The following is a 23,587-nucleotide window of genomic DNA, read 5'->3' on the forward strand; positions in this document are numbered from 1 at the left end:
GGGTCGATGTAACCGTTATCGCATCGAGAGTGCGAGCGTCGCCCATCCCAACCGTTTTGACGGCGCCAGTCGGTTCTCCGGTAATGGCCGAACCCGCAGCTGTCGTCTTCGTCGGTGGCGAGGTCCACACCATGACGACACCGGACGAGACCGCCGAGGCGGTGGCCGTCAGGGACGGACGGATCACCCGGGTTACCTCGGCGTACGAGTCCCAGTTCGTCACGGGCGCGGAGACCACCGTCATCGACCTCGAGGGTCGCGTCCTGCTCCCAGGGTTCATCGACGCCCACACCCACATGCAACAGCACGGACAGTCGCTCGTCCACGCCGATCTCACAGCAGCCGAGAGCCTCGAGGCGGCGCTGGAACGACTGGCTGAGGACGCGGCACCGAATCACGAGTGGCTGCTCGGCTTCGGCTGGGACGAGAGCGAGTGGGGCGAGGACCCAGCGCCGACCCGCGACGACCTCGACGCCGTCTCGACGGACCGGCCGGTCGCCGCCTTCCGCGTCGATCTCCACTCCGTCGCGCTCAACTCGGTCGCCCTGGAACGACTACGGGCCGACCTCCCCGAGGAGGAGGTCCAGATGGACGACGGTGAGCCGACAGGACGAGTGGTCGAGTCGGGGGTCGACGTGGTCTGGGATGCCGTCGCGCCTGACGTGGCGGAGACACGCCGACTGCTACGGGCCGCCATCGAGGACGTTCACGCCAAGGGGGTGACCGGCGTCCACGACATGGTTCGCCAGTCGCATGCGCCGAGAGCCTACCGGGATCTGGACGCCGCAGGCGACCTCGACCTCCGGGTTCGGATCAACTACTGGTCGGACCACCTCGACGCGGTCGAGGAACTCGGCCTCCGTCCGAATCACGGAAGCGAGTTCGTCCGCGTCGGCGCCATCAAGACGTTCACCGACGGGAGCATCGGCAGCCAGACCGCGAAGCTCTCCGAGCCGTTCGCCGACGCGCCCGACGAGACGGGGACCTGGGTCGTTGCGCCTGCAGAGCTCCGGGAACTCGCGAGGCGAGTGAGCGAGGGCGATCGCCAGTTGACCGCGCACGCCATCGGCGACGAGGCCGTCGATGCGGTCCTCGACGTTCTCGAAGACCTGGACGATTCGGCGAACCGCCACCGGATCGAGCACCTCGAACTGATCGACGAAATGGGGATCGGGCGGCTCGCCGACGTCGGTGCCGTCGCCTCCGTCCAGCCGAACTTCCACGGCTGGGCCCGGGAGGGGGGCCTCTACGAGAAGCGACTCGGCGACGACCGGCGCCTGCGCTCGAATCCCCTGGGGCTGCTCGCGGACGCGAATGTGCCCCTCGCCTTCGGCAGCGACGGCATGCCCCTGGACCCGCTCTACGGGATCGAACAGGCCGTCACGGCGCCGACGGCGGACCAGCGCGTCTCGGTCACCGAAGCACTACGGGCCTACACCGCCGGAAGCGCCTATGCCGGGTTCGACGAACACCGACTCGGGACGGTCGAGGTCGGCAAGCGAGCGGACTTCGTCGTGCTCGAGGAATCGCCGTGGGAACGGCCCGAGCATATCGCGGACATCGACGTGGCGATGACGGTTGTCGACGGCGAGATCGTCTACGACGGTCGGGACTAGTCCTCTTTGGTGTCTTCGAGCAGGGATTCTCCGGTCATGATCTCGGGGATCGGAATATCGAGGAGCGCGAGCATCGTGGGTGCGAGATCGCTGAGTTCGCCACCCTCTCTGACTCGCCTTCCGCCGTCGGTCCCGTCGGGGGCGACGTAGATGCAGGGGACGGGGTTGAACGTGTGGGCCGTGTGCGGGTCGTCCGCGGTCCCCATATCGTCCGCGTTACCATGGTCTGCAGTGACGAGTACGTGAGCGCCGACCCGCTTCAGGGTATCGACGAGCCGTCCCAGTTGCTCGTCCACCGCCTCCACGGCCTCGATGGCGGCCTCGTAGTCCCCGGTGTGGCCGACCATATCTGGGTTGGCGTAGTTGAGAACCATGACGTCGGGGTCCTCCCTCTCGATGATCGAGATGGCCGTATCGGTGACCGCCTCGGCGCTCATCTCCGGTTGCAGGTCGTAGGTCGGAACGTCGGGACTCTCGACGATGCGGCGGATCTCACCGTCGAACTCGACCTCTCGACCCCCGTTCAGGAAGTAGGTGACGTGGGGGTACTTCTCGGATTCGGCGAGGCGAAGTTGCGTGAGACCGCGCTCGGCGAGCACCGATCCGAGGGTATCCGTCGGCTCGATCGGTGGAAACGCAACGGGGAAGTCGTACGTCTGATCGTACTCCGTCATCGTCGCCAGGTGGACCTCCGGGGGTGAAGTCTCGACGTCCCAGACGGGGTTCCGGTCCGCCAGCATCCGGACCAGTTGCCGTACCCTGTCGGCCCGGAAGTTGAACACGAAGACGGCGTCGCCGTCTTCAACCCCAGGTCGGTCGTCGACGAGGGTCGGCTCGACGAACTCGTCCGTGTCGCCGCGGTCGTACGAGTCGCGCACGGCCGCGACCGACGACGACGCCCGGTGATCGGCCGCCCGGTTCACGATGGCGTCGTAGGCCCGTTTCGTCCGTTCCCAGTTCTCGTCGCGGTCCATCGCGTAGTACCGTCCGGAGACGGTCGCGACGTGACCGGTCCCGTGCCGGTCGGCGACGGACTGGAGTTCGGCGAGGGAGGACTCCCCGCCGGTCGGACTGGTGTCGCGGCCGTCCGTGAAAGCGTGGGTGACGGACTCGAGACCTCGCTGTGCGGCACACTCGATGAGCGCGGCGAGGTGCTCCTGATCGGAGTGGACGCCGCCGTCGCTGACGAGACCCATGAAGTGGACCCGACCCCCCGACGCCTCGGCTGCGTCGAACGCCCCGGAAATGGCGTCGTTGCTGCAAAGTTCGTCGGCTGCTATCGCGTCGTTGATGCGGGTGTAGGCCTGCTCGAGTACCCGCCCCGCGCCGATAGTGAGGTGGCCCACCTCGCTGTTGCCCATCTGGTCGTCCGGGAGGCCGACGGTCCGGCCGTACGCCGTGAGCGTGCCGAACGCGCCAATCTCCCGGAGACGGTCGAACGTCGGCGTGTCGGCGGCCTCGATAGCGTTGCGTCGGTCGTGGTTAGCCAACCCCCAGCCGTCCAGGATGACGAGCGCCGCCTGCATGGTCGATGCTGCGAGGGGATGACGTAATTAGGTGTCGGGTCGGCGCCACCGAGGACCGCAGAGCGCGTCGGGATTTCACGCGACACATCTGATACTATTATTACATTTCCGCTCGAAGTGTTGGACATGCGTCCCCGAGCCCATGGATACCGATCCCTCGTGACGTCCACCCGACTCCAGATGACCGACAGATCGAGGGGCGACTGACCGATGGCCGCCATCGAGACGAGCGGCCTCTCCAAACGCTTCGGGTCGGACGTCCTCGCGGTCGACGACATCGACCTGACCGTCGCGGAGGGTGAGATATTCGGCTTCCTCGGTCCTAACGGTGCGGGCAAGTCGACGACCATCGACATGCTCCTCGACTACGTCCGACCGACCGAAGGAACGGCGAGCGTCCTCGGGATGGATGCCCAGTCAGAGACCGAAGCCATCCACCGTCGGGTCGGCATCCTTCCAGACGATTACGGCCTCTACGATCGACTCACGGGGTACGAACACCTCGACTACGCCATCGAATTGAAGCGGGCCGACGACGACCCCGACGCCCTCCTCGATCGGGTCGACCTGGACCGCGCGGCCGCCGAGCGCCCCGTGGGTGGGTACTCGACGGGGATGGCCCAACGGCTCGTCCTCGCCATCGCACTGATCGGGGATCCAGACCTGCTCGTCCTCGACGAACCGTCCTCCGGACTCGACCCGAACGGCGTCAGGATGGTCCGCGACATCGCCCGCGAGACCGCGGCGGCCGGCGGGACGGTCTTCTTCTCCAGTCACATCCTGCCGCAGGTCGAGGCCGTCTGCGATCGGGTGGCGATACTGGACCGCGGACGACTGGTGGCCGTGGACACTATCGATGGACTCCGAGATGCCCTGGGCACCGGTTCGACGCTCTCGGTAACCGTCGACGAGATACCGGAGACACTCGCCCTGGAGGAGATCGACGGCGTCTCGGCGGTGACGACCGGCGAGCGGACCATCACCGTGACCTGTCGGATGCCGGAGACCAAACTCGGGGTCCTCGACACGATCCGCGATTCGCCTGCGTCCATTCTCGACTTCTCGACCAGCGAGGCGTCCCTCGAGGAACTGTTCCAGGCCTACACCCGTGGAGAGCCATCGGTAGAGGGGCCGGCACGATGAGCACGGTGGTAATCGCCCGAAAGGAGTTCGCCGACGCGGTCCGCTCGCGGACCCTCTGGGGCATCGTCGCCATCATCGCGGTGATGACCTCGCTCGCCATGGCCGTCACCGCGATCGTGCCGGGGGCGCCAAACGTGTACGCGGCGATCGGTGGAGCGTCGCAGTTCGCGGGGGTCCTCGTGCCCATCATGGCCCTGGTAGCCGCCTATCTCGCAATCGCCGGCGAGCGCGAGTCGGGGAGCATCAAGATCCTGCTCGGCCTCCCGCCGACCCGTGGCGAGGTCCTCGCCGGGAAGTTCCTCGGGCGGAGTCTGGTCGTCATCGTCGGCATCGTGGTCGGTTTCGCGTTCGCCGCCGTAATCGCCGTCGTCATCTACGGTGGTGTCCCGCCAGTCGCGTTCGCGGGCGTGACGCTGCTCTCTGCGGCCCTCGGCGTCGCCTTCGTCGGTATCGGTATCGGCATCTCGGCGGCGACGGCCACTCGGTCGCGCGCGATGACCTACGGTATCAGCGCGTATCTCCTGTTGACGCTGCTCTGGGACCTCGTCCCCGAGATCGCCCGGATGCTGTTCGGTAGCGGGAACAGCGGCGGTCTCGAGGCGTGGTATCTCTTCCTGACCGTCCTCAGTCCGACGGGTGCGTTCAACGGACTGGCGAGAGAGGTGCTCGCGAGTGCCGTCGGTGGCCCAGGGATGGGGCTGGCCCTCACCGGCGAGACCCCGTTCTACCTCCAGCCCGTCGCGTTGGCAGTCATTCTGGTGGTCTGGACGGTGGTTCCACTGGTCGTGGGGTATCTGTCGTTCCGGGATGCGGATCTGAGTTGAGAGGGAGGGGCGAGCGCTAGCGAGCGGAGCGCAGCAAACGGTAGGAGAGTGGGCCAGTGCGGATTTTGAACCACGGTCGTTCCGCTCCGCTTCACTCCCTGATTCAAATCCGCACCCATTTTCTCTGAGTGACTGCGCCGAGCGATAGTAACGCTCGGCGCGTTTGTGAGAGAAAAATTGGCCAGTGCGGATTTGAACCGGAGCCAGACGGTCCGGGTCGCTCGTTTCACTCGCTTCCCGGGCTGCGACTGGCAGGGCTCAAATCCGTGGCCGCTTCTCGGAGGGAGCGAGCGACGACAGGGCGTCGTCGCTCGCGGAGAATGAGAAGTGGGCCAGTGCGGATTTGAACCGGAGCCAGACGGTCCGGGTCGCTCGTTTCACTCGCTTCCCGGGCTGCGACTGGCAGGGCTCAAATCCGTGGCCGCTTCTCGGAGGGAGCGAGCGACGACAGGGCGTCGTCGCTCGCGGAGAATGAGAAGTGGGCCAGTGCGGATTTGAACCGCAAACTTCCACCTTATCAGAGTGGCGCTCTACCTGATTGAGCTACTGGCCCGAACGTATCCACACGTTGCCCGCTGGTTCGTTTAAGCGTTTCCTTTCGACACTCCGTGTGGCCGCAGTCCGTGGATTTATCACCGAAGACGGCACCAACCGGGGCCATCCAACACTGAACAGCGCGGGTCGTCTCGCGGGAGTACGGCACAGCGGCTCGCGGTCGGGATCGTGCCGTCTGTTCGCTCACTTCGAGTCGTCTTCGAACTCGACCTCGTAGGCGTCGGACCCCAGGTCGACCGTATCGTCGGAGCGGGCATCGCTGCCGGCGCCGCCGCCCGCTCCAGGACCGGACCCGTTCCCGCCCGGGTGCTGCATGCCGCCGGTCGACCACCCCGAGTCGTCGCCACCCGGGAACCCGACGGTGTAGACCTTGCCCGTCGCGAAACCGCCGGTCTGCCGTTCGAGCAACGGGACGATGACGAACCGCTTGAGGCCTATCCGTATCGGGATCCGCGTCACCGGCAGAGCGAGGAGGAAGCCAATGGCGTCGGTGACCAGTCCCGGCGTCAGGAGAAAGGCACCGGCCGCGATGAGCATCCCGCCGTCGACGACCTCGTCCGTCGGAATGTCACCACGGGCAGCGGAGCGCTGCATCTTCTGCAGGGTGTGTCGGCCCTCGGCCCGGACGAAGAGCATGCCGAGGAGGGCGGTCAGGACCACCAACGCGACCGTCGGCACGGCGCCGATGTAGCTCGCGACGACTACGAGCAAGAACGCGTCGGCGAGCGGCACCAGCAGGAGGGCCGCGAAGAGCAACCGCAGCATCGGCCGAACGTAGCGGCTGGGTGCATATATCCCTTCGGCTCGGCTTCGATACGCTTTCCCGGAGTCGAGCCGAGGGGCCCGGTATGGACGACGCCGCGGACGCCATGAAAGTCGAGTGGCGAGAGTGGGGCCAGGCCGCCTTCGACCGGGCACAGGACACCGAACAGCCGATACTGCTCTCCATCTCCGCACGGTGGTGTGGCTGGTGCCAGACCATGGACGCGACGACCTACGCCGAACCGCGCATCGCGGCCATCATCAACCACGACTTCGTCCCGATCCGGGTCGACGCCGACCGTCATCCGCGAGTGCGGGATCGCTACAACGCCGGCGGATTTCCCTCGACGGTCATGTTGACACCAACAGGGAAACTCCTCGCGGCGGCCGGATATCTCAAGCCGGAGCAGATGCGGCGGATCCTCGAGCGCGCCGGCGAGGAGTGGAAGAAAAGCGGCGAGAACGCAGGGCGACTGCCGCACACCCTCCAAGACACGGAGCCGCCATCCGGCGTCCTGACCGACGACATCGAGCGTTACATCAACGGCCAGGTGGACACGCAGTTCGACGCCACACACGCCGGCTGGGGGACCGAGGAGAAGTTCCCGCTCCCCGCCACCGTCGAGTTCGCGTTGACCCGGCAACCGACGAAAGCGACCCGGACCCTCGACGCCATCCGAACCCACCTCTTCGACGAGCCCGACGGAGGCTTCTTTCGGCACGCCGGCGCGAACGACTGGTCGGAGCCTACCCGCGAGAAGGTACTCGACGTCAACGCGGGGCTCCTTCGCGCCTTCGCCAACGGCTATCTGACGACCGGTGACGACGAATACCGACGGACGGCGGCCCGAACAGTCGAGTACCTCGTGGATGCCCTGTGGACCGGCGACGGGTTCGCCAATAGCCAACAACCTGGCGAGTACTTCGAATTGCCGGCGGCGGAGCGCGAGGAAATGGAGGCGCCACCCATCGACACGACGACGTACAGCGGCCCGAATGCCAGAACCGCGGCGGCGCTACTTCGATACGTGGCCTATACCGACGACGAGACGGCGAGGCGGTACGCCGAGGCGACACTGTCGCTGTTGGAGACGGACAGGATCGACGACGGCGTCGTGGCCCACTGCGATGCGGACTGCGAGGATGGGCTGTTGACGGCCCAGGCACCGACACTGCGTGCGTTCGCGACCGCCGGACAGGTGCTCGACCCCGAATACGTCGAGACGGCGACGGAGATAGCCGACGCCACCGTCGACCGACTCCAGACCGAGAGCGGCGCGTTCAGGGACGGCCCCGACGCGGGGCCAGGCCTCCTGGACGAACCGCTGTATGCCATCGACGACAACGCGCGAATGGCGAACGCGCTCGTCGACCTTCACCACCTGACCGGCGAGGACCGCTATCACGAGGCGGCTATCGACGCCTGCGAGGCGTTTGCCGGGGCGGCCGAAGGGATGGGACCGCAGGTCGCCAGGTACGGAACGGCGGTCTCACGTCTCCGTCGCCGACCGTTGGTCATCGCCGTCGGGACCGAACCAGGATCCGACCTCCACCGGGCGGCCCTCCGCATGGCGGACCACGAGAAGGTCGTCGTGCCCGACTCCACCGACGTCGAGACGGGACATGCTGCCCTGTTGACCGCCGACGGGAGCCGCGGCGACGCGACGGATCCGGCGTCGCTGGCCGGTCTCGTCGACGAATACGACCGCTCGGCATAAACTCTCGAAGCGTTTTTAGTGGTTCTGGGACAAGAACCGTTCGATGGCCGACCTCAAAGATCTGGGACTCTCCGAGTACGAGGCGAACGCGTACCGGGCACTGCTGGAGACCGGTCCGGCAACCGCGAAGGAGTTGTCCGAAGCGAGCGGCGTCCCCATGGGACGCATCTACGACGTCCTCGGGAGCATCGAATCACAGCATCTCGTTCGAAGCCAGGCAGCGAGTCGGCCGAAAAAGTACGTCGCCGTGGAACCAGACACCGCCCTCGACAGACTCCTCGAGGACCGCAAACGGGAACTCGAGGAGAAGGCCGACCAGTACGAGGCCATCGTGGGCGAACTCACGACCGACCTCGAGAATCCGGCCGATCCGGAAGACGGCTTCTGGACGGGCGCTATCGGCCCGGAGAACTCCCTCGAGTTGCTGCTGGAGCGGATCGACGCGGCCGAAAACGAACTGCGGATCATTACCGGCACCCCATCGTCGAGTTTCGAGGTCGGCGAGGTCGGTGGGCAGGTAATCGACCATCTGGAAGCGGCCCTCGAGAGCGGCGTCGGGGTGTCGATGCTCATCGACCTCCAGTTGAACCGGCAACTGCCCGCCGACATCACCGAGCGGTACGCGAGCGCCATCGTCGGCTACGAGAACTTCGAGGTCCGGGTGGCATCGACCATCGACGGCAACATCACCATCGTCGACGACCGTGAGGTCTGTCTCGAGGTGCTGAACCCGGTGGACCCGGACGAGTCGTTCGCCCTCATCAACCTCAAGGACGCGGGATTCACGGCCGAGGTCACGGACGAATTCGAACCCATCTGGCGGGACGCCGAGCGACTCTAGGGACGGTTCAGTTCGTCCCGTAACTCCGCCATCGTCGCGATGCGCTCGGCGTGGGCGTTGTGCTGGTGGATCGATTCGTCGTTCGACTGACGCATCGTGACGACGGCGTCGTCGGGAAGGTGGTCACATTCCTCGACGACCTGTTCGGCCATCGCCCTGACGCAGTCCTCCACGAATCGGGCGTTCGCGTGGGCTCGATAGGTCATCGCGTCCTCGTCCGGCCGCTTCGCGAGATTGTAGATGCGAGCGCTCATGCTGTCCCGCGCCACGTCAGCCAGGTCGAGGATATCGACGTCCGGATCGCCGGCGGTCTCGACGGTAAGCGTGGCGTGTCCACGCTGTGAGTGGCCTGCCTGCGGGACTTCCTGTAAGAACTCGGTTACCGACCGTTCGTCGACCCCGAGGTCCGCCAGTTTCTCCCTCGCGGTCTCTTCCATCATCCCCTGCGAACAGGGACAGACGGTCATGCCATCCACGCGGGCGCCGATCTCTTCGCGCGTCGGTTCGCCGTCGGTGGCCGTGGCCGACGCGAGGATGTCGATGGTACTCTGGGTGGGTCGATCGGTCGCCGGTGTCCGGTCTTTGACCGCGAACTCGGCTTCCATCGAGACCGTGGCCGTGGAGGTGTAGTCGTGTTTCTCCAGGAGGCGTTCGGCGGTATCACCGACCATCTCCTCGACGCGGTAGACCGGATCGCTCACGGCGGCCTCGAGAACCTCGTCGATCGCCTCCATGTTTCGGCTCATGTCGAGTCCCTTGCGCTCGCTCGGGAGGTCGACGGTGACCGCGAACTCGGCCATCAACACGTACGGTCGCGAGTCCTCGCGGGCGACTTTAACGAGTTTTTCGACACCCGTCACGCCGACCTGACCGAGACCGATCCTGACATCCGGCGCTGTTGCCTGGACGTCCGGTAGCTGGTGACTCATTGTCGGGGTTTGGACTGGTTCGCCAGTAACCCTTTCCCTTGCGGCCACCCGGGCCGCCACGTCACTCGAGTTTGTTCAGCGCCTGGAAGAAGTCCGAGACGGGGCCCGCCACCCGGGCGGGTTCTTCGGCGGCACGGAGTGTGACCGTCGTGGGCACGTCGAGGCGCCGGTGGTTCGAGCCGTCCGAGGAGATGACGACCGAACCGCCCCGCTGGACGTGGATGGCAATCTCCTGCTCCGATGGGACCACGATCGGGGGCATCGACCCCAGGCCGACCATGTCCGTCACCACGAGGGCGTCGACCCGGGGGTGGATGAGCGGGCCGCCTTCGCTCAGATTGTACGCCGTGCTCCCGGTCGGTGTCGCCACGAGGACCCCATCGGCGGTGGCGGTGGTGTACAGCGACCCGTCGATGCGCACTTCGACGGAGATGCCCTGCCCATGCCCGCGTTGTCGCCCCTGAACGGTTACCTCGTTGAGAGCGGGGGTAAGCGACCAATCCTCCGCCTCGATGGTTGCCACGACCCGTGGCACCGCACGGTAGCGGACCGAACCGGACGTGCGAAACCGCTCGACCTCGCGTCGAACGGCCGCGAGGGCGTCGTCCGGGGAGACCGCATTGAGGAACCCGACCTCGCCGAGATTGACGCCGAGCACCGGTTTCGGACCGGCGCCACGGGCTGCATAGAGAAACGTCCCGTCCCCGCCGATGCTGACGACGAGATCGCAAGCGGAGAGCTCATCGACGTCGTGGCCCGGGACCCCGAGCGTCTCGGCAGTCGCTGCATCGATCCACACGTCCACGTCCTCCGGCACGAGCACGTCCCGCAGGTCCGCGGCCAGATTGGCAGCCCTGGCGTTCCCTCGCTGGGCGACGATCCCGACACGCATGCCCCTCTCTTCTTCCTCCGTCCTCTTAAACCGCAAGCTCGCGGGCAAAACTACTTTTGTGCCGACCACCGAGGGTGGAGTATGATTCGGTCGCCGTCGCAGACACTGCGAGGGAGCGGTTAGATGGCAGATCGGGACCAGGAGACCGACGGTAGGGACGAGGACGATGACTGGTTCGAGCGGGCCCTCCAGGCGGACGACGACGAAGTCGGCGAAGAAGACGAACCGCGCGATGCCGGACCCACCTCGGTGGACGAGCAGCCAGCGGCATCGAACGTGGAGCCAGCAGAGCGCGACACAGCGAGCAGGGACGTCGACGACGGTTCGGACGACTTCGGCTTCGACACGGGGCTCGACGACCCCCAGGGCGATATCGGGACTGATTTCGCCGAGGCGTTCGACGATTCCTCGCCCGGCGGCGGCCCTGGCGGGTTCGATCCGGGCGGTGGCGATGGCGAGTCGTTCGGGTTCGACCTCGGCGGTAGCACCGGAGCGACCGAAGATTTCGACGACGAGGACTTCGAATCGGCCCTCCCGCGTATCGAGTTGGGTATCGAAGGTCTGGACGAGATGATCCAGGGCGGCGTCCCGGAGCGGACCCTCCTCGTGGCCATCGGCGGTGCCGGGACGGGGAAGACCACCTTCGGACTGCAGTTCCTCGAGCAAGCGCTCTCGGCGGGCGACCGTGGCGTCTACATCACCCTCGAGGAGAGCCACGAACGCGTCCTCCAGAGCGCCGAGGAGAAGGGCTGGGAGTTCGAGCGCTACGAGGCGGACGGCGACCTGGCCGTCATCGACCTCGACCCCGTCGAGATGGCCAACAGTCTCACGAGTATCCGGAACGAACTCCCACGCCTGGTCGAGAGTTTCGGCGCCTCGCGACTGGTACTCGACTCCGTCTCGCTCCTCGAGATGATGTACGACGACCAGGCGACCCGCCGGACGGAGATCTACGACTTCGCCCGAGCCCTAAAGAATGCCGGCGTGACGACCATGCTCACAAGCGAGGCCGACACCGACAATCCCTTCGCGTCCCGGTACGGCATTATCGAGTATCTCACCGACGCGGTCTTCGTCCTCCGTCACGTCCGTCCGGAGGACTTCCGGGAGACGCGGTTGGCCATCGAGATCCAGAAGATCCGCGATGCGAATCACTCCCGCGAGACCAAGCCATACGAGATTACGGACACCGGTATCTCGGTCTATCGGCAGGCGAATATCTTCTAAAGAACCTTTTGCTGCGGGCCGCGCTCCGCGCGGCCCTGGCAAAACGTTCATGAAAACCCTCGCCCCTCCAGCCGCCGCGCTACCGCGCGGCGTTAGTCGGGGCGTCGGGCCCCGAGCGAAGCTCGCGGGGGAATCGGCGACCTACCGGGTCCTAGCGGACCGCTCGGTCGCCGAATGCTCGATAGAAGTCGATCCAATCTCGGTTTAGCATTCGCGCACCGAGCGTTCACGAGAGCAGAGCTCTCGTGCAGCCCATCAGAAATCTTCGATTTCTGAGGACGGCTCGATGAGCCCGGTAGGTGTGCGATTCACCGGTCGCGTAGCGACCGGCCTAAGGACCGACCACCGCGCGCTGGAGGCGTGCGACGGGAGGGACGATGGGATTGGGGCAGGTTTTGCAAGCGACCGGAGCAGCCGCTCGCGGCCCTTCCTTGCGGTTCCGGTCCGTCACCGCTCGCAGAACGCTGACCATTGAATTTACAACACCAAAATTCGAAGGGTGAGTATCGAAAACCGGCAATCAAGATGAGGCGACCGCTCAACAGTCAGGTATACTGACCGACTGAAATTGACAATGATCGTTTTCAAACCGACATCAGTAGGTACCCACACCGAAGAGAACAGTACACACGCGGCCAGTCAGCCACCTGTGACGTTGCTGGGTACGCGAAACCGAGAGAGATCCCAGAACGATTGCAAGTAACCACGCATGCCAGACCGTGCCGAGCGGCAGTCTCCTGAAGATGGACCACCGGTTCGAGAGGAACCGTTCCACGCGTACCTCGACAGGGAACCAGGAGTGAGCAATGTGCAGCTGTTCGGTTTCGATATCCAACCGGTCGTGTTCCCACTCTCGGTACTCGCCGTGGTGGTCGCAGTCACCCTCACGATTGGACTGGGCGAGCAGGCTGCAGCCGCCTATCAGACGGTGTTCGAGGTCGTCAACAGGAACTTCGGTTGGCTATATATTCTGGCGGTCAACGTATTCCTCCTCGCTATGATCGCCTTTGGCGTGAGCCGATACGGCAGTATCAGAATCGGCGGCCCAGATACGGAACCGGAATTCTCTCGTTCAGAGTGGCTCACGATGCTGTTCACTGCCGGTATGGGGGTCGGGCTCCTGTTTTTCGGCGTCGCCGAGCCACTGCATCACTTTCTGTCAGGGGGTGGTTCCGTATTCGACGTTCCCCCCGAGTCACCCGCTGCCGGCCGGGCCGCGACGGCCGTGACGATGTTCCACTGGGGCGTTCACCCGTGGGCGATCTACGGAATCGTCGGTCTCGGGCTCGCCTTTTTTGCCTTCAACCGCGGACTCCCGCTTGGTTTCCGGTCGATATTCTACCCGCTGCTGGGGAGCCGGATTTACGGCCTTCCGGGCCACGTCGTCGACCTCGTGGCAGTCATCGCGACCGTCGCCGGGCTATCGACGACGATGGGGCTCGCTGCACTCCAAATCGACGCTGGGCTCGACTTCGTGGCCACGAATTTCCTCGACACGACAGTTCCCATCTCACCCTGGAGTACGGCTCTCATCGTCGGCGTCATCGTCACCATCACCACGCTGTCGGTTTTCGCTGGTCTCGAGCGGGGGATCAAGCGACTCTCGCAGGCGAACGTCGTGTTAATGCTGACATTGCTCGCGTTCGTGATCGTTGGTGGGCCGACAGTGTACCTGTTCGACGTGTTCGCCAGCGGAATCGGTGCGTATCTCGGAAACTTTCTGGAACTCAGTTTCCACGCTGAAGCCTTCGCTGGGCAAGATACCGGCTGGCAACACGACTGGACGATATTCTATTGGGGGTTCTGGATCGGTTGGGCCCCCTTTGTCGGGATGTTTATCGCCAGGATATCCAAGGGACGAACGATCCGGGAGTTCGTTGGAGGGGTGCTCGTGGTGCCGGCACTGTTCTCACTGGTCTGGATGGCCGTGTTCAACGGGACGGCACTGTTCGTCGAGTTGAACGTCCTGAGTGGTGGGATCGTCGGGCCACTGCAACACAACGGTCGCGCCATTGCCGTGTTCGAAATGCTGTCGTTCTATCCATTCACCCTTCTGACGAGTTTGCTCGTCATAGTGAATCTACTGACGTTTACAGTGACGTCGCTGGACTCGGGGTCGCTCGTTATTGGCTATTTGACCGCCGGTGGGAAACGGACTGTTGGGGCCCGACAACGTGTGGTATGGCCAATACTTATCGGCGTGACAGCAACCGTACTGCTGGTGGGGAACGGCCTGAACGCCCTCCAGACGGCAGTCATCACGACCGGACTCCCCTTCGCGGTCCTCATTCTGGTCATGGTCTATACGATCTATCTGGGGCTTCGGAGTGAAGCCGACATATCCCAATCGGAAGCGTCTAGATAAACCCTCGAGGGACCAGCTGACTCGGGCCAGGTCGATCCACCCCACTCGACACTGTCCGCCCGAGACGACGACTGACTGGTCCTCTGCACGATCGTCCATCTCCAGGCTTCGAGCACCGATAGACTGCGGATGGATCTCACGGCGTCACTCATCCGTCGCCGTCGGCAACTCCACGACGAAGACTGCCCCTTCCTGCTCGTCGATAGTGGGAAGTAGGTCACCCTCTCTGTCCTTGACCCAGACATCGCCGCCATAACTTTCGACCAACGTCTTGACGAGATAGAGGCCAATTCCGGTGCCGTGACTGTCGAGTCCCTTCTCCCCCTTGCCGAAGATGTCATCTTGTTGGGCAGGGGGAATCCCCGGGCCGTTGTCCGCGATCTTGACGACGACCGTGTCTTCGGGATCTGTTACTCCAACCGCCACCGCCGGACTCTCCTTGTCGTTGTGTTGGATGGCGTTTTTCAACAGGTTCCGAAAGACCGACCCCAACATGTTGTTGGCCCGGACCTGGACCGATGGGATCGTCGTTTCCGAGGAGATTGTGGCCGCAGAATACGACGATCGCACCTCCTGTATTTCGCTCTGGAGGACGGTGTGGAGATTCACGCGCCGTAGCTCCTTGTCTGCAGTGAGCATCACGTCCGCCATCTCTCGTCCCGACTTCGTGAGTTCGACGGCATGTTCGGCATTCTCGAGGACGGTTTCGATGTGCGACTGTACCGCATCGTCCTCACATTCGGTTTTGAGGAATTCCGTGTAGGCCGTTATCAACTGAATGTCATTTCGGATGTCGTGACGCAAGACCTGGTTGAGAGTCTCGAGGTTGTCCCGTTGCTCCTCCAACTGTCGTTCGTACTCTTTTCGCTCGGTGATGTCCCGGACGAGCGCGTGTAACGCTGGCTCGCCTCGATGTTCGAACCGGCTGAGTTTCACCTCGGCCGGGAACTCCGTCCCGTCGACGCGCTGGTGTGTCCACTCGAAAAACGCTTCGCCTTCCTCGAAGGCAGTCTCGACGTGCTCCAGTGCGGTCTCCTTCGAGTCCTCTCCATCGGGCTGGGTCGGTGGGGACAGTTCCCACGGATAATACTCGACGAACTCCGAGACCGACTCGGCCCCAAACAGATCGAGGGCCCGTTCGTTACAGTCGAAAAAGCCATCGCGATCGAGCAACATGAGCGCGTCCCGCGTGTCCTCGAACAGATTCCGGTACTTCTCCTCGCGTGCTTCGAGTTCGCGTTCGTGTTCTTTTCTGTCGGTAATATCTCTGGACAGGAGGACGGCTTCGTCCTGGTGGTCGCCCGGCATCGGGGCGATGCGGCCGCCGAACCAGGTCCGTTCGCCATCCAGATCGAGAGAATACTCTACCGTCTGGACCGTGCCGGTGTCGAGTGAGTCCTCGATACCCTCGAGAATTGCCGCTGCGGCGTCGGGCGGTAACACCTCGGTCACGTCCGAGCCGACGAGTTCCGACACATCGTCAGCCAGGAGGCCCCGCTGTCCGGTGAGAACCTCTCGATATCGTCCCGCTCTATCGTACACAAACGTTACGTCGGGGATCGCATTCGTTATCGCTCGAATTCGGTTCCGTTCGGCAGCGAGTTCCTGTTTCTGTTCCTTCCGCTCGGTGATATCACGCACCAACGCGTGGATGACTGGCTCGCCATCGTATTCGAACCGACTGAGCTTTACTTCCGCCTGGAACTCCGCACCGTCGACGCGCTTGTGCGTCCACTCGAAGAACGCTGTGCCCGTTTCGAACGCCTCTTCGATGCGTTCGAGCGCCGCTCCCTTCGAATCCCGTCCATCGGGTTGGGTCGGGGGTGAGAACTCCCATGGAGAATACTCGACGAACTCCGAAACCGACTCGACGCCGAATAGTTCGAGTGCCTGTTGGTTGCAATCGCGGTAGCCGTCGCGGTCCATCAACATGAGGGCGTCGCGGGTATCTTCGAAGAGATTGCGATACTTTTCCTCGCGCGCCGCCAGTTCCTGTTCGCGTCGTTTCCGTTCCGTGATGTCGACGAGATACCCGAGAAGGTGGTTTCGTTGGCCATCTTCCCGGAGATCTTTCGTATACTCCAGTACCCATCGAACCTCCCCCTCGGCAGTGATCACGCGATAGGGTTCGGGTGTGAACAGGTCGGTTCCATCCGTTTCGTACCCGTCCATCTCCTCTTCCAATCTGTCGATGTCCTCGTCGTGGACGATATCCGCGAACACGAGATCGGTTGACTGGAGTTCCTCAGGGTCGTAGCCCAGAACACTCTCGACGTTCTCCGAAACGTAGTCGATTGGCCAACCGTCTTCGTCTTCCCACTTGAAAACGACCGCAGGGCCTTCCCGAAACATGTCCCGCTCGGCTTCCAGGGTCAGTTCGGTGCGCTTTCTGTCGTCGATATCCTGATGAATGCCAACTGCTCGCACGGGTTCTCCGGTTTCGTCTCGCTCGACGACTTTCCCGATGGTTCGCACCCATTTCCAGTCCCCCGACTTCGTCTCGAGGCGATATTCGGACTGATAATATGGCGTCCGCTTCTCGATGTGTTCGGTCAGCGCCTCGTCGTGTCGTTTCTTCCCTCTCGGATGCACCACTCGTACCCAGTCGTCGAGATGATCCCCCATCTCGGACGGCGAGTAGCCCAACATCTCGGTGAGCAGCTCGTCACGCACGACCTCGTCAGTCTCCATGTCCCAGTCCCAGACCCCGAGGTTCGCACCCTCGAGAGCCAACGTCATCCGCTCTTTCGTGGTTCGCAGTTCCGCTTCCCGTTCTTTTCGTTCGGTGACGTCCCGGCCGTTCACGATGACACCGTCGAACTCGTCGTCGTGGACACCCCGCATGGTGGCTTCGAGCCAGGTCCAGGTCCCGTCTGCCCGCCGACAGCGAAATTCGACGACCGTTTGCCCGACCTGCCCGTCCCGCAGGTCCGCAATCGCATCGACAAATGCATCCTCGTCCTCGGGATGGACGTATTCACGTCCCGCGTCGCCAGGTAACTCGGATCGGTTGTAGCCCAGAATTCGCTCGACAGCAGCGTTCACGTACGATATCTGCCCGTCGGCGTCGATGACGGCGGTGACATCACTCGCTTTCTCCACGAGGTTTCGGTACCCGCCATTACTCAATCTGTGCCCTGTCGACTCCACACCGGTGTCAGTCTCATTCGGGCCAGACATCAGTACTACGTTGCTACGATGCACGAGTCTCGGTTACTTGAATTATTCGCGACCCAAGCGGTCACTGCGTGAAGAATGGCCCGTGGAGTCGCCTGTTACCGCGTCTGTCGAAGACCGAACAGAGGCGTTCCCCTGTTACGGGCAGATATCGGCCTGCCAGGACAGTTCTCACTTCGATCGACACTGGAATACGCTGACAACACGTTCCGGATTCATTCTGCCCGTTCACGGAGATGGCCCCAGACGGAGCGCCGTGTAAGTTTTGAGGGCCTGATCGGACCAGTTCCCAAGTCGCCAGGATTCGAGGACCCATCGTCGCGCTCGAAACCTGATTGATTCCGGTTCGGCACTATTTCCGGAGGGGCCAGTCAACGAAAGTATACGATATTTGGGGGACGGGGTCCCCCCTCATCACTCAGTATCAACAGTTGTCAAATTCTTGTGAATGGAACTGCGAACGAGGGAATCATAGAGTGGCGCGATTGCCCCGAGCATTCGGCGACCGAGCGGTCCGTCAGGACCCGGAAGGTCGCCGATTCTCCGAGCGCGAAGCGCTCAGCCCGACGAACCCCCGGAGGGGGTGAGGACGGGTTTTGGTGCAGCTTTTGCCAGCGCGAGCCTTCGGCTCGCGCGCAGTAAAAGGTGCAAGTGCGAGGGAAGGGATTCGAACCACGGTCACAAATCGGAGATTTGTTCCCTGATTCGAATCCTTCCGTCTCGTTTCACTCCTCACTTCGTTCGTCGTGAAACTGCGAGGGAAGGGATTCGAACCCTCGGACCCCTGCGGGAGCGGGTCTTAAGCCCGCCGCCGTTGGCCGCTTGGCTACCCTCGCGCATACAGGAGTTCCTGCGGCGACCGCTAATCCCTTTCGACTGCCGGGCTACCCGGCCTCACCCGGCGGGGACGCTGCCTCGTCGGCCGCCTCGATCACGTCGTCGGCCCGCGAACGGATCTGGTCGAAGTACCCCAGGACCCGGTTTCGGTCCTGTTCGAGGGTGTTCGCGATCTCCGTCGGCGTCTTCCCCCAGACGGAGTACATGTACGAGGCGATACCGGCCTTCCCTGACGAAGCGACGGTCACTGGAATACCGTTGGGACCCACACCCTCCTTGATCCGGAATCCACCGAGAGCCAGGTAGAGGTCGGCGAACAACCGAGCACGGTCCTCGTCGTCGAACTCGATGATCGGTCGGGCCGGCGTGTGGAACGTGAAGGTGGGAACTGACCCTTCTGGGTCGTCACGTCGGACCAGGTACGACTCCGATGGGTACTCCTCGACGATGGACTCGTTTTCGTCCAGGTCGGGCTCGGTATTCAGGTACGATGGCATACCGTACTGATTGTTCGTCCACCTATATGAAATCCAGCGGTCAAAATGACGGGTGACGGATCGGTTTCAGCGGTGGACGGTCACCGATTCGAGGAGGATGTCCTTCATCGGGCCGTCGTTGCGATCGGTCGGCGTCGAACCGATATCCTCTACGACGTCCATCCCGTCGGTCACCGTCCCGAAGACGGCGTGGCGGTCGTCGAGGTGTGGCTGGGCAGCGAGCGTGATGAAGAACTGCGAGCCGTTCGTGTTGGGGCCGCTATTGGCCATCGAGACGATCCCGGCGTCGTCGTGGCGCAGTTCGTCGTGGAACTCGTCGTCGAACGTGTATCCCGGGCCACCGCGACCGGTCCCGAGGGGGTCGCCCGTCTGAATCATGAACCCGTCGATGACCCGGTGGAAGGGGACGTCGTCGTAGAGGGGTTCGCCTTCCACGGTCTCGCCGGATTCGGGGTCCTCCCACGTCTTCTCGCCCGTCGCGAGACCGACGAAGTTATCGACGGTCTTCGGCGCGCGTTCGTCGTAGAGTTCGATCTCGATGTCGCCCTCGGTCGTGTGGAGGGTCGCTCGAAGGTCGCTCATGGTCTCCATCAGGTGAACCAGGGGGAAAACGCTACTGAAATGAGCCGGCGGGGCCGGGTCGTGAAACCGTGCGAAAGACCGCCTCCCTTTTTGCGAGTGGGACGGGTAGCTTTGCTCGATGACCCTCGACCCCGTCCATTACGACGGGATCGCTACTCTCGCAGAGCGAATCCGCCACGATACCGACCCCGAAGAACAGCGCGACGTCGCCGAGGCCGTCTGGGCGGAGTTCCTCGACCCCCTTTATGGCGACGCGGGGGCGGTCCTCGAACCGATCGACGACCAGCGCAGACGGACGGCGCCAATCGACGATCTCGCACTTCGGGACCCCGTCTTCGACTCCGTCCACGGTATCGACTCAGGAACGATCAATCCGACCACCTTCAAGAACGGGCTCCTCGTCGACCTCGCCCAGGCCGCCATGAGCGCCACGCCGTCGGCCCTCGACGTCCACCGGAAACGGACGTACATCATGACCGTCTACTCGAACGACGCGACCGTCGACCACGGGATGGACGAGTGGACGGCCTTCGACGCCGGCCACGGGCGTGGGCGAGTGGTCCATACGGCCGCGCTCGCCCGCGATCAGGAGCGTGTCGTCCACGGGCTGGCGCTCTACCTGGCGGAGAGTCACCACGCGCTGGAGAACGCAGATCGGGTCGACGACCTGCTCGTCCTCGATGGACCGTTGTATCCCAAGCAGACGGTCCACTGGCTGGACCGCCACGGGACGCTCGCCGACCTGGTGAGCGAGGACGACCTCGTCGAAGAGGTCGTCGCCAACTACCTCCGACTCGTCGAGCGCTTCGTCGAGCGGGACGTCCCCCTGGTCGGTTTCGTCAAGAGTCCCCAGTCCCAGGCCCTGATACGGACGGTACGTGAACGAGGGCGACCGACGCCCTGGGCGACCGATTCGGCGTTCTTCGCCAGGGTACTGGAACGGCGCGAACGCCACGGCGACACGTTCGAACGCGTCCGCGACGAACTCACCTGGACGAACTGGTTCCGGTCTCGGCTGGGCGCGGACGGCGTCTTCTCCGGCGAGAATCGCGATATCGGCGTCGACCGCCGACTCGATCCGCCGGCCTACGAGGTCGTCTTCTTCGTCGTCTACGACCCACGGACCGACCTGGTGTTCAAGGTGGAACTGCCGGCGGCGTTCGCCGAGCGGCCGGCGGTCCGAAACGCTGTCGAACGCTGGGCCGTGGGTGCGGTCGCCGCGGAGCGTGGACCGCCCGGGCCGGTGGCGAAGGCCGACGAGCTGGCACGCATCGACCGGGGGCAGAAGCGAGAACTCACCCGGCGTCTCGAGCGTGGATTCGACACCGAAGTGGATACGAACTACGACCGGGAACGCTGGGGCATCTGAAACACGGTTGGCAGTAGCCGTCCGCTCAGATCTCGTGTTCGGGGAGGACCGATATCTCTACCGCGGACCGCTCGACACCGATCCGCGAGAACTGCGTCCGGATGTGCTCCCGGGCGGCTTCCAGCGCCCCCTCCTTTGTGTCGAATCCTCGCGAGAACGGTGTCTCGAAAGCAACCCGTAACTCGCGGCCCCCGACCTGCTGGGGCACGCCACCGCTCTCCACCTCGTAGAACGCATCGCAGACGAAGACGTAGGCGGCGTCCTCCGTCGGTGCACCGGCGAACCGCGGCGGGTCGTCGCCAGGTTCGTAGAGGGTGCCGGTCAGCGCCGTTCCGGCGGCACTCCCCTGGACCAGTTTCATAGACGAACCGAGACGGCGCGGGGGGAAAAGGGAACCGGGGCAACCGCCACCAGCCACGAGGCACCGAGGGAAAGGCGTTAGTCGATCCGGTCCGCGTATTGCTGCATGAGCGATCTGGGGGACTTCTCGGAGTACGGTACCGACGAAGCCTCGTCTCCGGACACGGTGGACCCGAGCGAGACCGACGAGGACGACTTCGAGCGAGTCGAGGTCGACGAGACGGGCCGAGACCATGGTATCGGATCGCTGGCCGTCACCGAGGGGCTCCGCATCGACACGGACAGCCAGGAGACCTCACTCAGGGCGTACATCACTGCCGGTAACCGCTCCTCGATCCGACTCGGCACCTATCTGCTGGCCCCGTATCCCGGGAACGAGACACTGTTCTGTCGCATCGCTGGGCTCGAGTACGCCCAGGAGTTCGAGAGCGACGACGCGACCGAGATCCACGCACGACGGGCGATGCGCTCGTCGGGCATCGACGAACGAGACTACAAGTTCCTCGCGGATCTGGACCCCGTCGCCGTCCTGTATCCCGACGGCGGAGAGCTCCGTCGCCGGATGCCGGACAGGGTACCGAAACCCGAGACCGTCGTCCACCACGCCGACGACCAGCAGAAGATCAAGACGGGACTGAACATCCCCGGGTCCGGCGTGTTCCTCGGTCACCTCGCGGTCGGGGGCGAGCGAGTACGGACGCGGGCCGACCCACCGACCATCGATTACCGACTTGACGACGGCGACGAGGGTGCCGACCCCCTCGTCTTCCGGCACGTCCTCGTCGCCGGCGGGACGGGGTCGGGGAAGACCCACACAGCAAAGAACGTCCTCAGGCAGTACCTCCACGAGGACCGACGCTACGAACTCGATAGCGCGAGCGGTCGCTCTCCCCGGGCAGCAGTCGTCCAGTTCGACCCCCAGGACGAGTACGCCCAGATGCACGACGACAACCCGGTGGCGACGGACGAAGACGCTCGCTCCTGGGAGACACAGGGACTCGCGTACGGAGGTCACGAGGACACCGTCGCGTTCGTCCCCCAGGTCGGGACTGCGACGTACGCCGCCTCCCACCACCGCGCCGAACAGCAGCCATTCACCATCCCGTTCTCGATGGTTCGGGGAAACCCGTGGCTCGTCGCGGGTTCACAACTCAACGACAACCAGTATTCCGCACTCCAGTACCTGCTCGACCGGTTCTTCGACTCGCACGGGTCCGAGGGCACCTACGACGAATTCACGACGTTTCTCGACGACCCCGCACTACGGGAGGAACTCGACGAGTCCGGTCGGGTTCACGAGGCGACTTTCGACGCCGTCAAACGCCGGGTTCACGGTATCCCACAGGGCGTCTTCGATCAGGATGCCCGCCCCATCACGGAGCTGGTCGAGGCGTTCGTCCGGCCCGGGCGGCTCTCCGTGGTTCCGACCTACCACGTGAACACCTCGCGCGCCGCCGAGATGGTGGTCCTCGCGGTCGCCAGCCTCCTCGTCGATCAGAAGCTGTCGAACGACCCGCAATACGACCGCATCAAGGAGACGCCACTCATCGTGGGGATGGACGAGGCGCACAACTTCCTGGCCGGTGCCGACAGCGTCCAGGCCCGCAAGGTCATCGGGAAGTTCACCGAAGCGGCCAAACAGGGCCGCAAGGAACGACTCGGCCTGTTCCTCATCACCCAGGACCCCCAGGACATCGCAGACGCCGTGTTCAAACAGGTCAACACGCGAGTCGTCCTCAACCTGGGGGACGAGGATGCCATCTCGAGTGTCAACCTGCCACGAGAACTCGAGGAGAAGGTGCCGTACATGGAACGGGGACAGATGGCGGTTTACTCCCCGGACAACTCGGAGCCGGTCGAGGTCATGGGCCTACCGACGTGTCTGACCCGCCACGGCAGGGACTGACCGACGCACCTTTTTGTGTGAGCGCGCCGGACGTCAATCCATGAAGACGATACTCGTTCCCCTCGACGGATCGGAGAAGTCCTGGAACGCATTCGAGTTTGCGGCCGAGGAGTTCCCGACCGCGACCTTTCACCTCCTGCACGTAATCGATCCAGTGGAAGCGGGCTACACGGCGACGGCGACCGTCCCGGGATACACCGAAGAGTGGTACGAACAGGCCAAAGAGAGAGCTGCTGAGGTCTTCGAGAAGGCCGAAGCGAAGGTCGGCGAGGACTCGATCGAGACTGCGACCGAGGTCGGTCGACCCTCCCGAGTCATCGTGGAGTACGCCGAGGAGAACGAGGTCGATCAGATCGTCATGGGCAGTCACGGACGCTCCGGCGTCTCGCGCATCCTCCTCGGCAGCGTCGCCGAGGCCGTCGTGCGTCGGTCGCCGGTCCCGGTTACCATCTGCCGGTAGG

General features: G+C 64.0%; 19 protein-coding genes and 2 tRNA genes. 10 read left to right on the plus strand and 11 right to left on the minus strand.

Annotated features, from left to right (window positions below; all coding sequences use genetic code 11):
* Positions 1 to 83 precede the first annotated feature (83 nt).
* Positions 84 to 1,616 (plus strand): amidohydrolase, encoded by a 1,533-nt coding sequence (locus HSRCO_RS12670; RefSeq protein ID WP_259518009.1) that lies wholly within the window; start codon positions 84 to 86, stop codon positions 1,614 to 1,616.
* On the opposite strand, the gene gpmI is transcribed toward HSRCO_RS12670, so the two are convergent.
* Complete coding sequence (gpmI, locus tag HSRCO_RS12675; RefSeq protein WP_259518010.1) at positions 1,613 to 3,142, minus strand: 2,3-bisphosphoglycerate-independent phosphoglycerate mutase; 1,530 nt, start codon at positions 3,140 to 3,142, stop codon at positions 1,613 to 1,615. The genes HSRCO_RS12670 and gpmI overlap by 4 nt on opposite strands.
* A 210-nt stretch (positions 3,143 to 3,352) precedes the next feature.
* Between gpmI and HSRCO_RS12680 the strand changes: the two genes are divergently transcribed.
* Both HSRCO_RS12680 and HSRCO_RS12685 read left to right on the plus strand, forming a co-directional pair.
* Positions 3,353 to 4,285 (plus strand): ABC transporter ATP-binding protein, encoded by a 933-nt coding sequence (locus HSRCO_RS12680; protein WP_259518011.1) that lies wholly within the window; start codon positions 3,353 to 3,355, stop codon positions 4,283 to 4,285.
* Positions 4,282 to 5,109, plus strand: a complete 828-nt coding sequence (locus HSRCO_RS12685; RefSeq protein WP_259518012.1) for an ABC transporter permease — start codon at positions 4,282 to 4,284, stop codon at positions 5,107 to 5,109. The genes HSRCO_RS12680 and HSRCO_RS12685 overlap by 4 nt, the downstream gene beginning before the upstream one ends.
* Positions 5,110 to 5,367: 258 nt before the next feature.
* On the opposite strand, the gene HSRCO_RS12690 is transcribed toward HSRCO_RS12685, so the two are convergent.
* The 3 genes from HSRCO_RS12690 to HSRCO_RS12700 form a co-directional block, all read right to left on the minus strand.
* The gene (locus tag HSRCO_RS12690) at positions 5,368 to 5,490 is read right to left on the minus strand and encodes a hypothetical protein (RefSeq protein ID WP_259518013.1); all 123 of its coding nucleotides are present in this window, start codon (positions 5,488 to 5,490) and stop codon (positions 5,368 to 5,370) included.
* A gap of 98 nt (positions 5,491 to 5,588) precedes the next feature.
* Positions 5,589 to 5,662 (minus strand) — tRNA-Ile (locus tag HSRCO_RS12695).
* A gap of 185 nt (positions 5,663 to 5,847) precedes the next feature.
* The gene (locus tag HSRCO_RS12700) at positions 5,848 to 6,429 is read right to left on the minus strand and encodes an FxsA family protein (RefSeq protein ID WP_259518014.1); all 582 of its coding nucleotides are present in this window, start codon (positions 6,427 to 6,429) and stop codon (positions 5,848 to 5,850) included.
* Between the two features lie 83 nt (positions 6,430 to 6,512).
* Between HSRCO_RS12700 and HSRCO_RS12705 the strand changes: the two genes are divergently transcribed.
* Both HSRCO_RS12705 and HSRCO_RS12710 read left to right on the plus strand, forming a co-directional pair.
* On the plus strand, positions 6,513 to 8,144 hold the full coding sequence (locus HSRCO_RS12705) for a DUF255 domain-containing protein (RefSeq protein ID WP_259518015.1): 1,632 nt from the start codon (positions 6,513 to 6,515) through the stop codon (positions 8,142 to 8,144).
* 43 nt (positions 8,145 to 8,187) lie between these two features.
* Entirely contained in the window at positions 8,188 to 8,985 is a 798-nt protein-coding gene (locus HSRCO_RS12710; RefSeq protein ID WP_259518016.1) for a TrmB family transcriptional regulator, read from the plus strand.
* Here the strand turns inward: HSRCO_RS12710 and mptA are convergent.
* Positions 8,982 to 9,914, minus strand: coding sequence for a GTP cyclohydrolase MptA (mptA, locus tag HSRCO_RS12715; RefSeq protein ID WP_259518017.1), 933 nt, complete (start codon positions 9,912 to 9,914; stop codon positions 8,982 to 8,984). The two genes, HSRCO_RS12710 and mptA, sit on opposite strands and share 4 nt — an antisense overlap.
* A 61-nt stretch (positions 9,915 to 9,975) precedes the next feature.
* A complete protein-coding gene (locus HSRCO_RS12720; RefSeq protein ID WP_259518018.1) occupies positions 9,976 to 10,806 on the minus strand; it encodes an NAD(+)/NADH kinase in 831 nt (276 codons plus the stop codon).
* A gap of 123 nt (positions 10,807 to 10,929) precedes the next feature.
* Between HSRCO_RS12720 and HSRCO_RS12725 the strand changes: the two genes are divergently transcribed.
* Together HSRCO_RS12725 and HSRCO_RS12730 are read left to right on the plus strand one after the other, a co-directional pair.
* On the plus strand, positions 10,930 to 12,033 hold the full coding sequence (locus HSRCO_RS12725; protein WP_259518019.1) for a KaiC domain-containing protein: 1,104 nt from the start codon (positions 10,930 to 10,932) through the stop codon (positions 12,031 to 12,033).
* A gap of 709 nt (positions 12,034 to 12,742) precedes the next feature.
* Entirely contained in the window at positions 12,743 to 14,398 is a 1,656-nt protein-coding gene (locus HSRCO_RS12730; protein ID WP_259518020.1) for a BCCT family transporter, read from the plus strand.
* 144 nt (positions 14,399 to 14,542) lie between these two features.
* Here HSRCO_RS12730 and HSRCO_RS12735 read toward each other — a convergent pair whose 3' ends face one another.
* The 4 genes from HSRCO_RS12735 to HSRCO_RS12750 all read right to left on the minus strand — a co-directional run bounded on the left by HSRCO_RS12735 (position 14,543) and on the right by HSRCO_RS12750 (position 19,491).
* Entirely contained in the window at positions 14,543 to 17,548 is a 3,006-nt protein-coding gene (locus tag HSRCO_RS12735; RefSeq protein ID WP_259518021.1) for a PAS domain-containing sensor histidine kinase, read from the minus strand.
* 780 nt (positions 17,549 to 18,328) lie between these two features.
* Positions 18,329 to 18,411, minus strand: a tRNA-Leu gene (locus HSRCO_RS12740).
* 48 nt (positions 18,412 to 18,459) lie between these two features.
* Positions 18,460 to 18,909 carry a hypothetical protein gene (locus HSRCO_RS12745; RefSeq protein WP_259518022.1) on the minus strand — a complete coding sequence of 150 codons (450 nt, stop codon included), beginning with the start codon at positions 18,907 to 18,909 and terminating at the stop codon, positions 18,460 to 18,462.
* A gap of 66 nt (positions 18,910 to 18,975) precedes the next feature.
* Positions 18,976 to 19,491 carry a peptidylprolyl isomerase gene (locus tag HSRCO_RS12750; RefSeq protein WP_259518023.1) on the minus strand — a complete coding sequence of 172 codons (516 nt, stop codon included), beginning with the start codon at positions 19,489 to 19,491 and terminating at the stop codon, positions 18,976 to 18,978.
* Positions 19,492 to 19,609: 118 nt separating this feature from the next.
* On the opposite strand from HSRCO_RS12750, the gene HSRCO_RS12755 reads away from it, so the two are divergent.
* On the plus strand, positions 19,610 to 20,860 hold the full coding sequence (locus tag HSRCO_RS12755; protein WP_259518024.1) for a DNA double-strand break repair nuclease NurA: 1,251 nt from the start codon (positions 19,610 to 19,612) through the stop codon (positions 20,858 to 20,860).
* A gap of 25 nt (positions 20,861 to 20,885) precedes the next feature.
* On the opposite strand, the gene HSRCO_RS12760 is transcribed toward HSRCO_RS12755, so the two are convergent.
* A complete protein-coding gene (locus HSRCO_RS12760) occupies positions 20,886 to 21,221 on the minus strand; it encodes a hypothetical protein (RefSeq protein ID WP_259518025.1) in 336 nt (111 codons plus the stop codon).
* A gap of 105 nt (positions 21,222 to 21,326) precedes the next feature.
* Here HSRCO_RS12760 and HSRCO_RS12765 point away from each other — a divergent pair, with 105 nt between their 5' ends.
* Together HSRCO_RS12765 and HSRCO_RS12770 are read left to right on the plus strand one after the other, a co-directional pair.
* Entirely contained in the window at positions 21,327 to 23,126 is a 1,800-nt protein-coding gene (locus HSRCO_RS12765; protein WP_259518026.1) for an ATP-binding protein, read from the plus strand.
* A 40-nt stretch (positions 23,127 to 23,166) separates the two neighbouring features.
* Positions 23,167 to 23,586, plus strand: a complete 420-nt coding sequence (locus tag HSRCO_RS12770) for a universal stress protein (RefSeq protein ID WP_259518027.1) — start codon at positions 23,167 to 23,169, stop codon at positions 23,584 to 23,586.
* Position 23,587: the final 1 nt, after the last annotated feature.

Source organism: Halanaeroarchaeum sp. HSR-CO (assembly GCF_024972755.1).
Taxonomy (GTDB): Archaea; Halobacteriota; Halobacteria; order Halobacteriales; family Halobacteriaceae; genus Halanaeroarchaeum.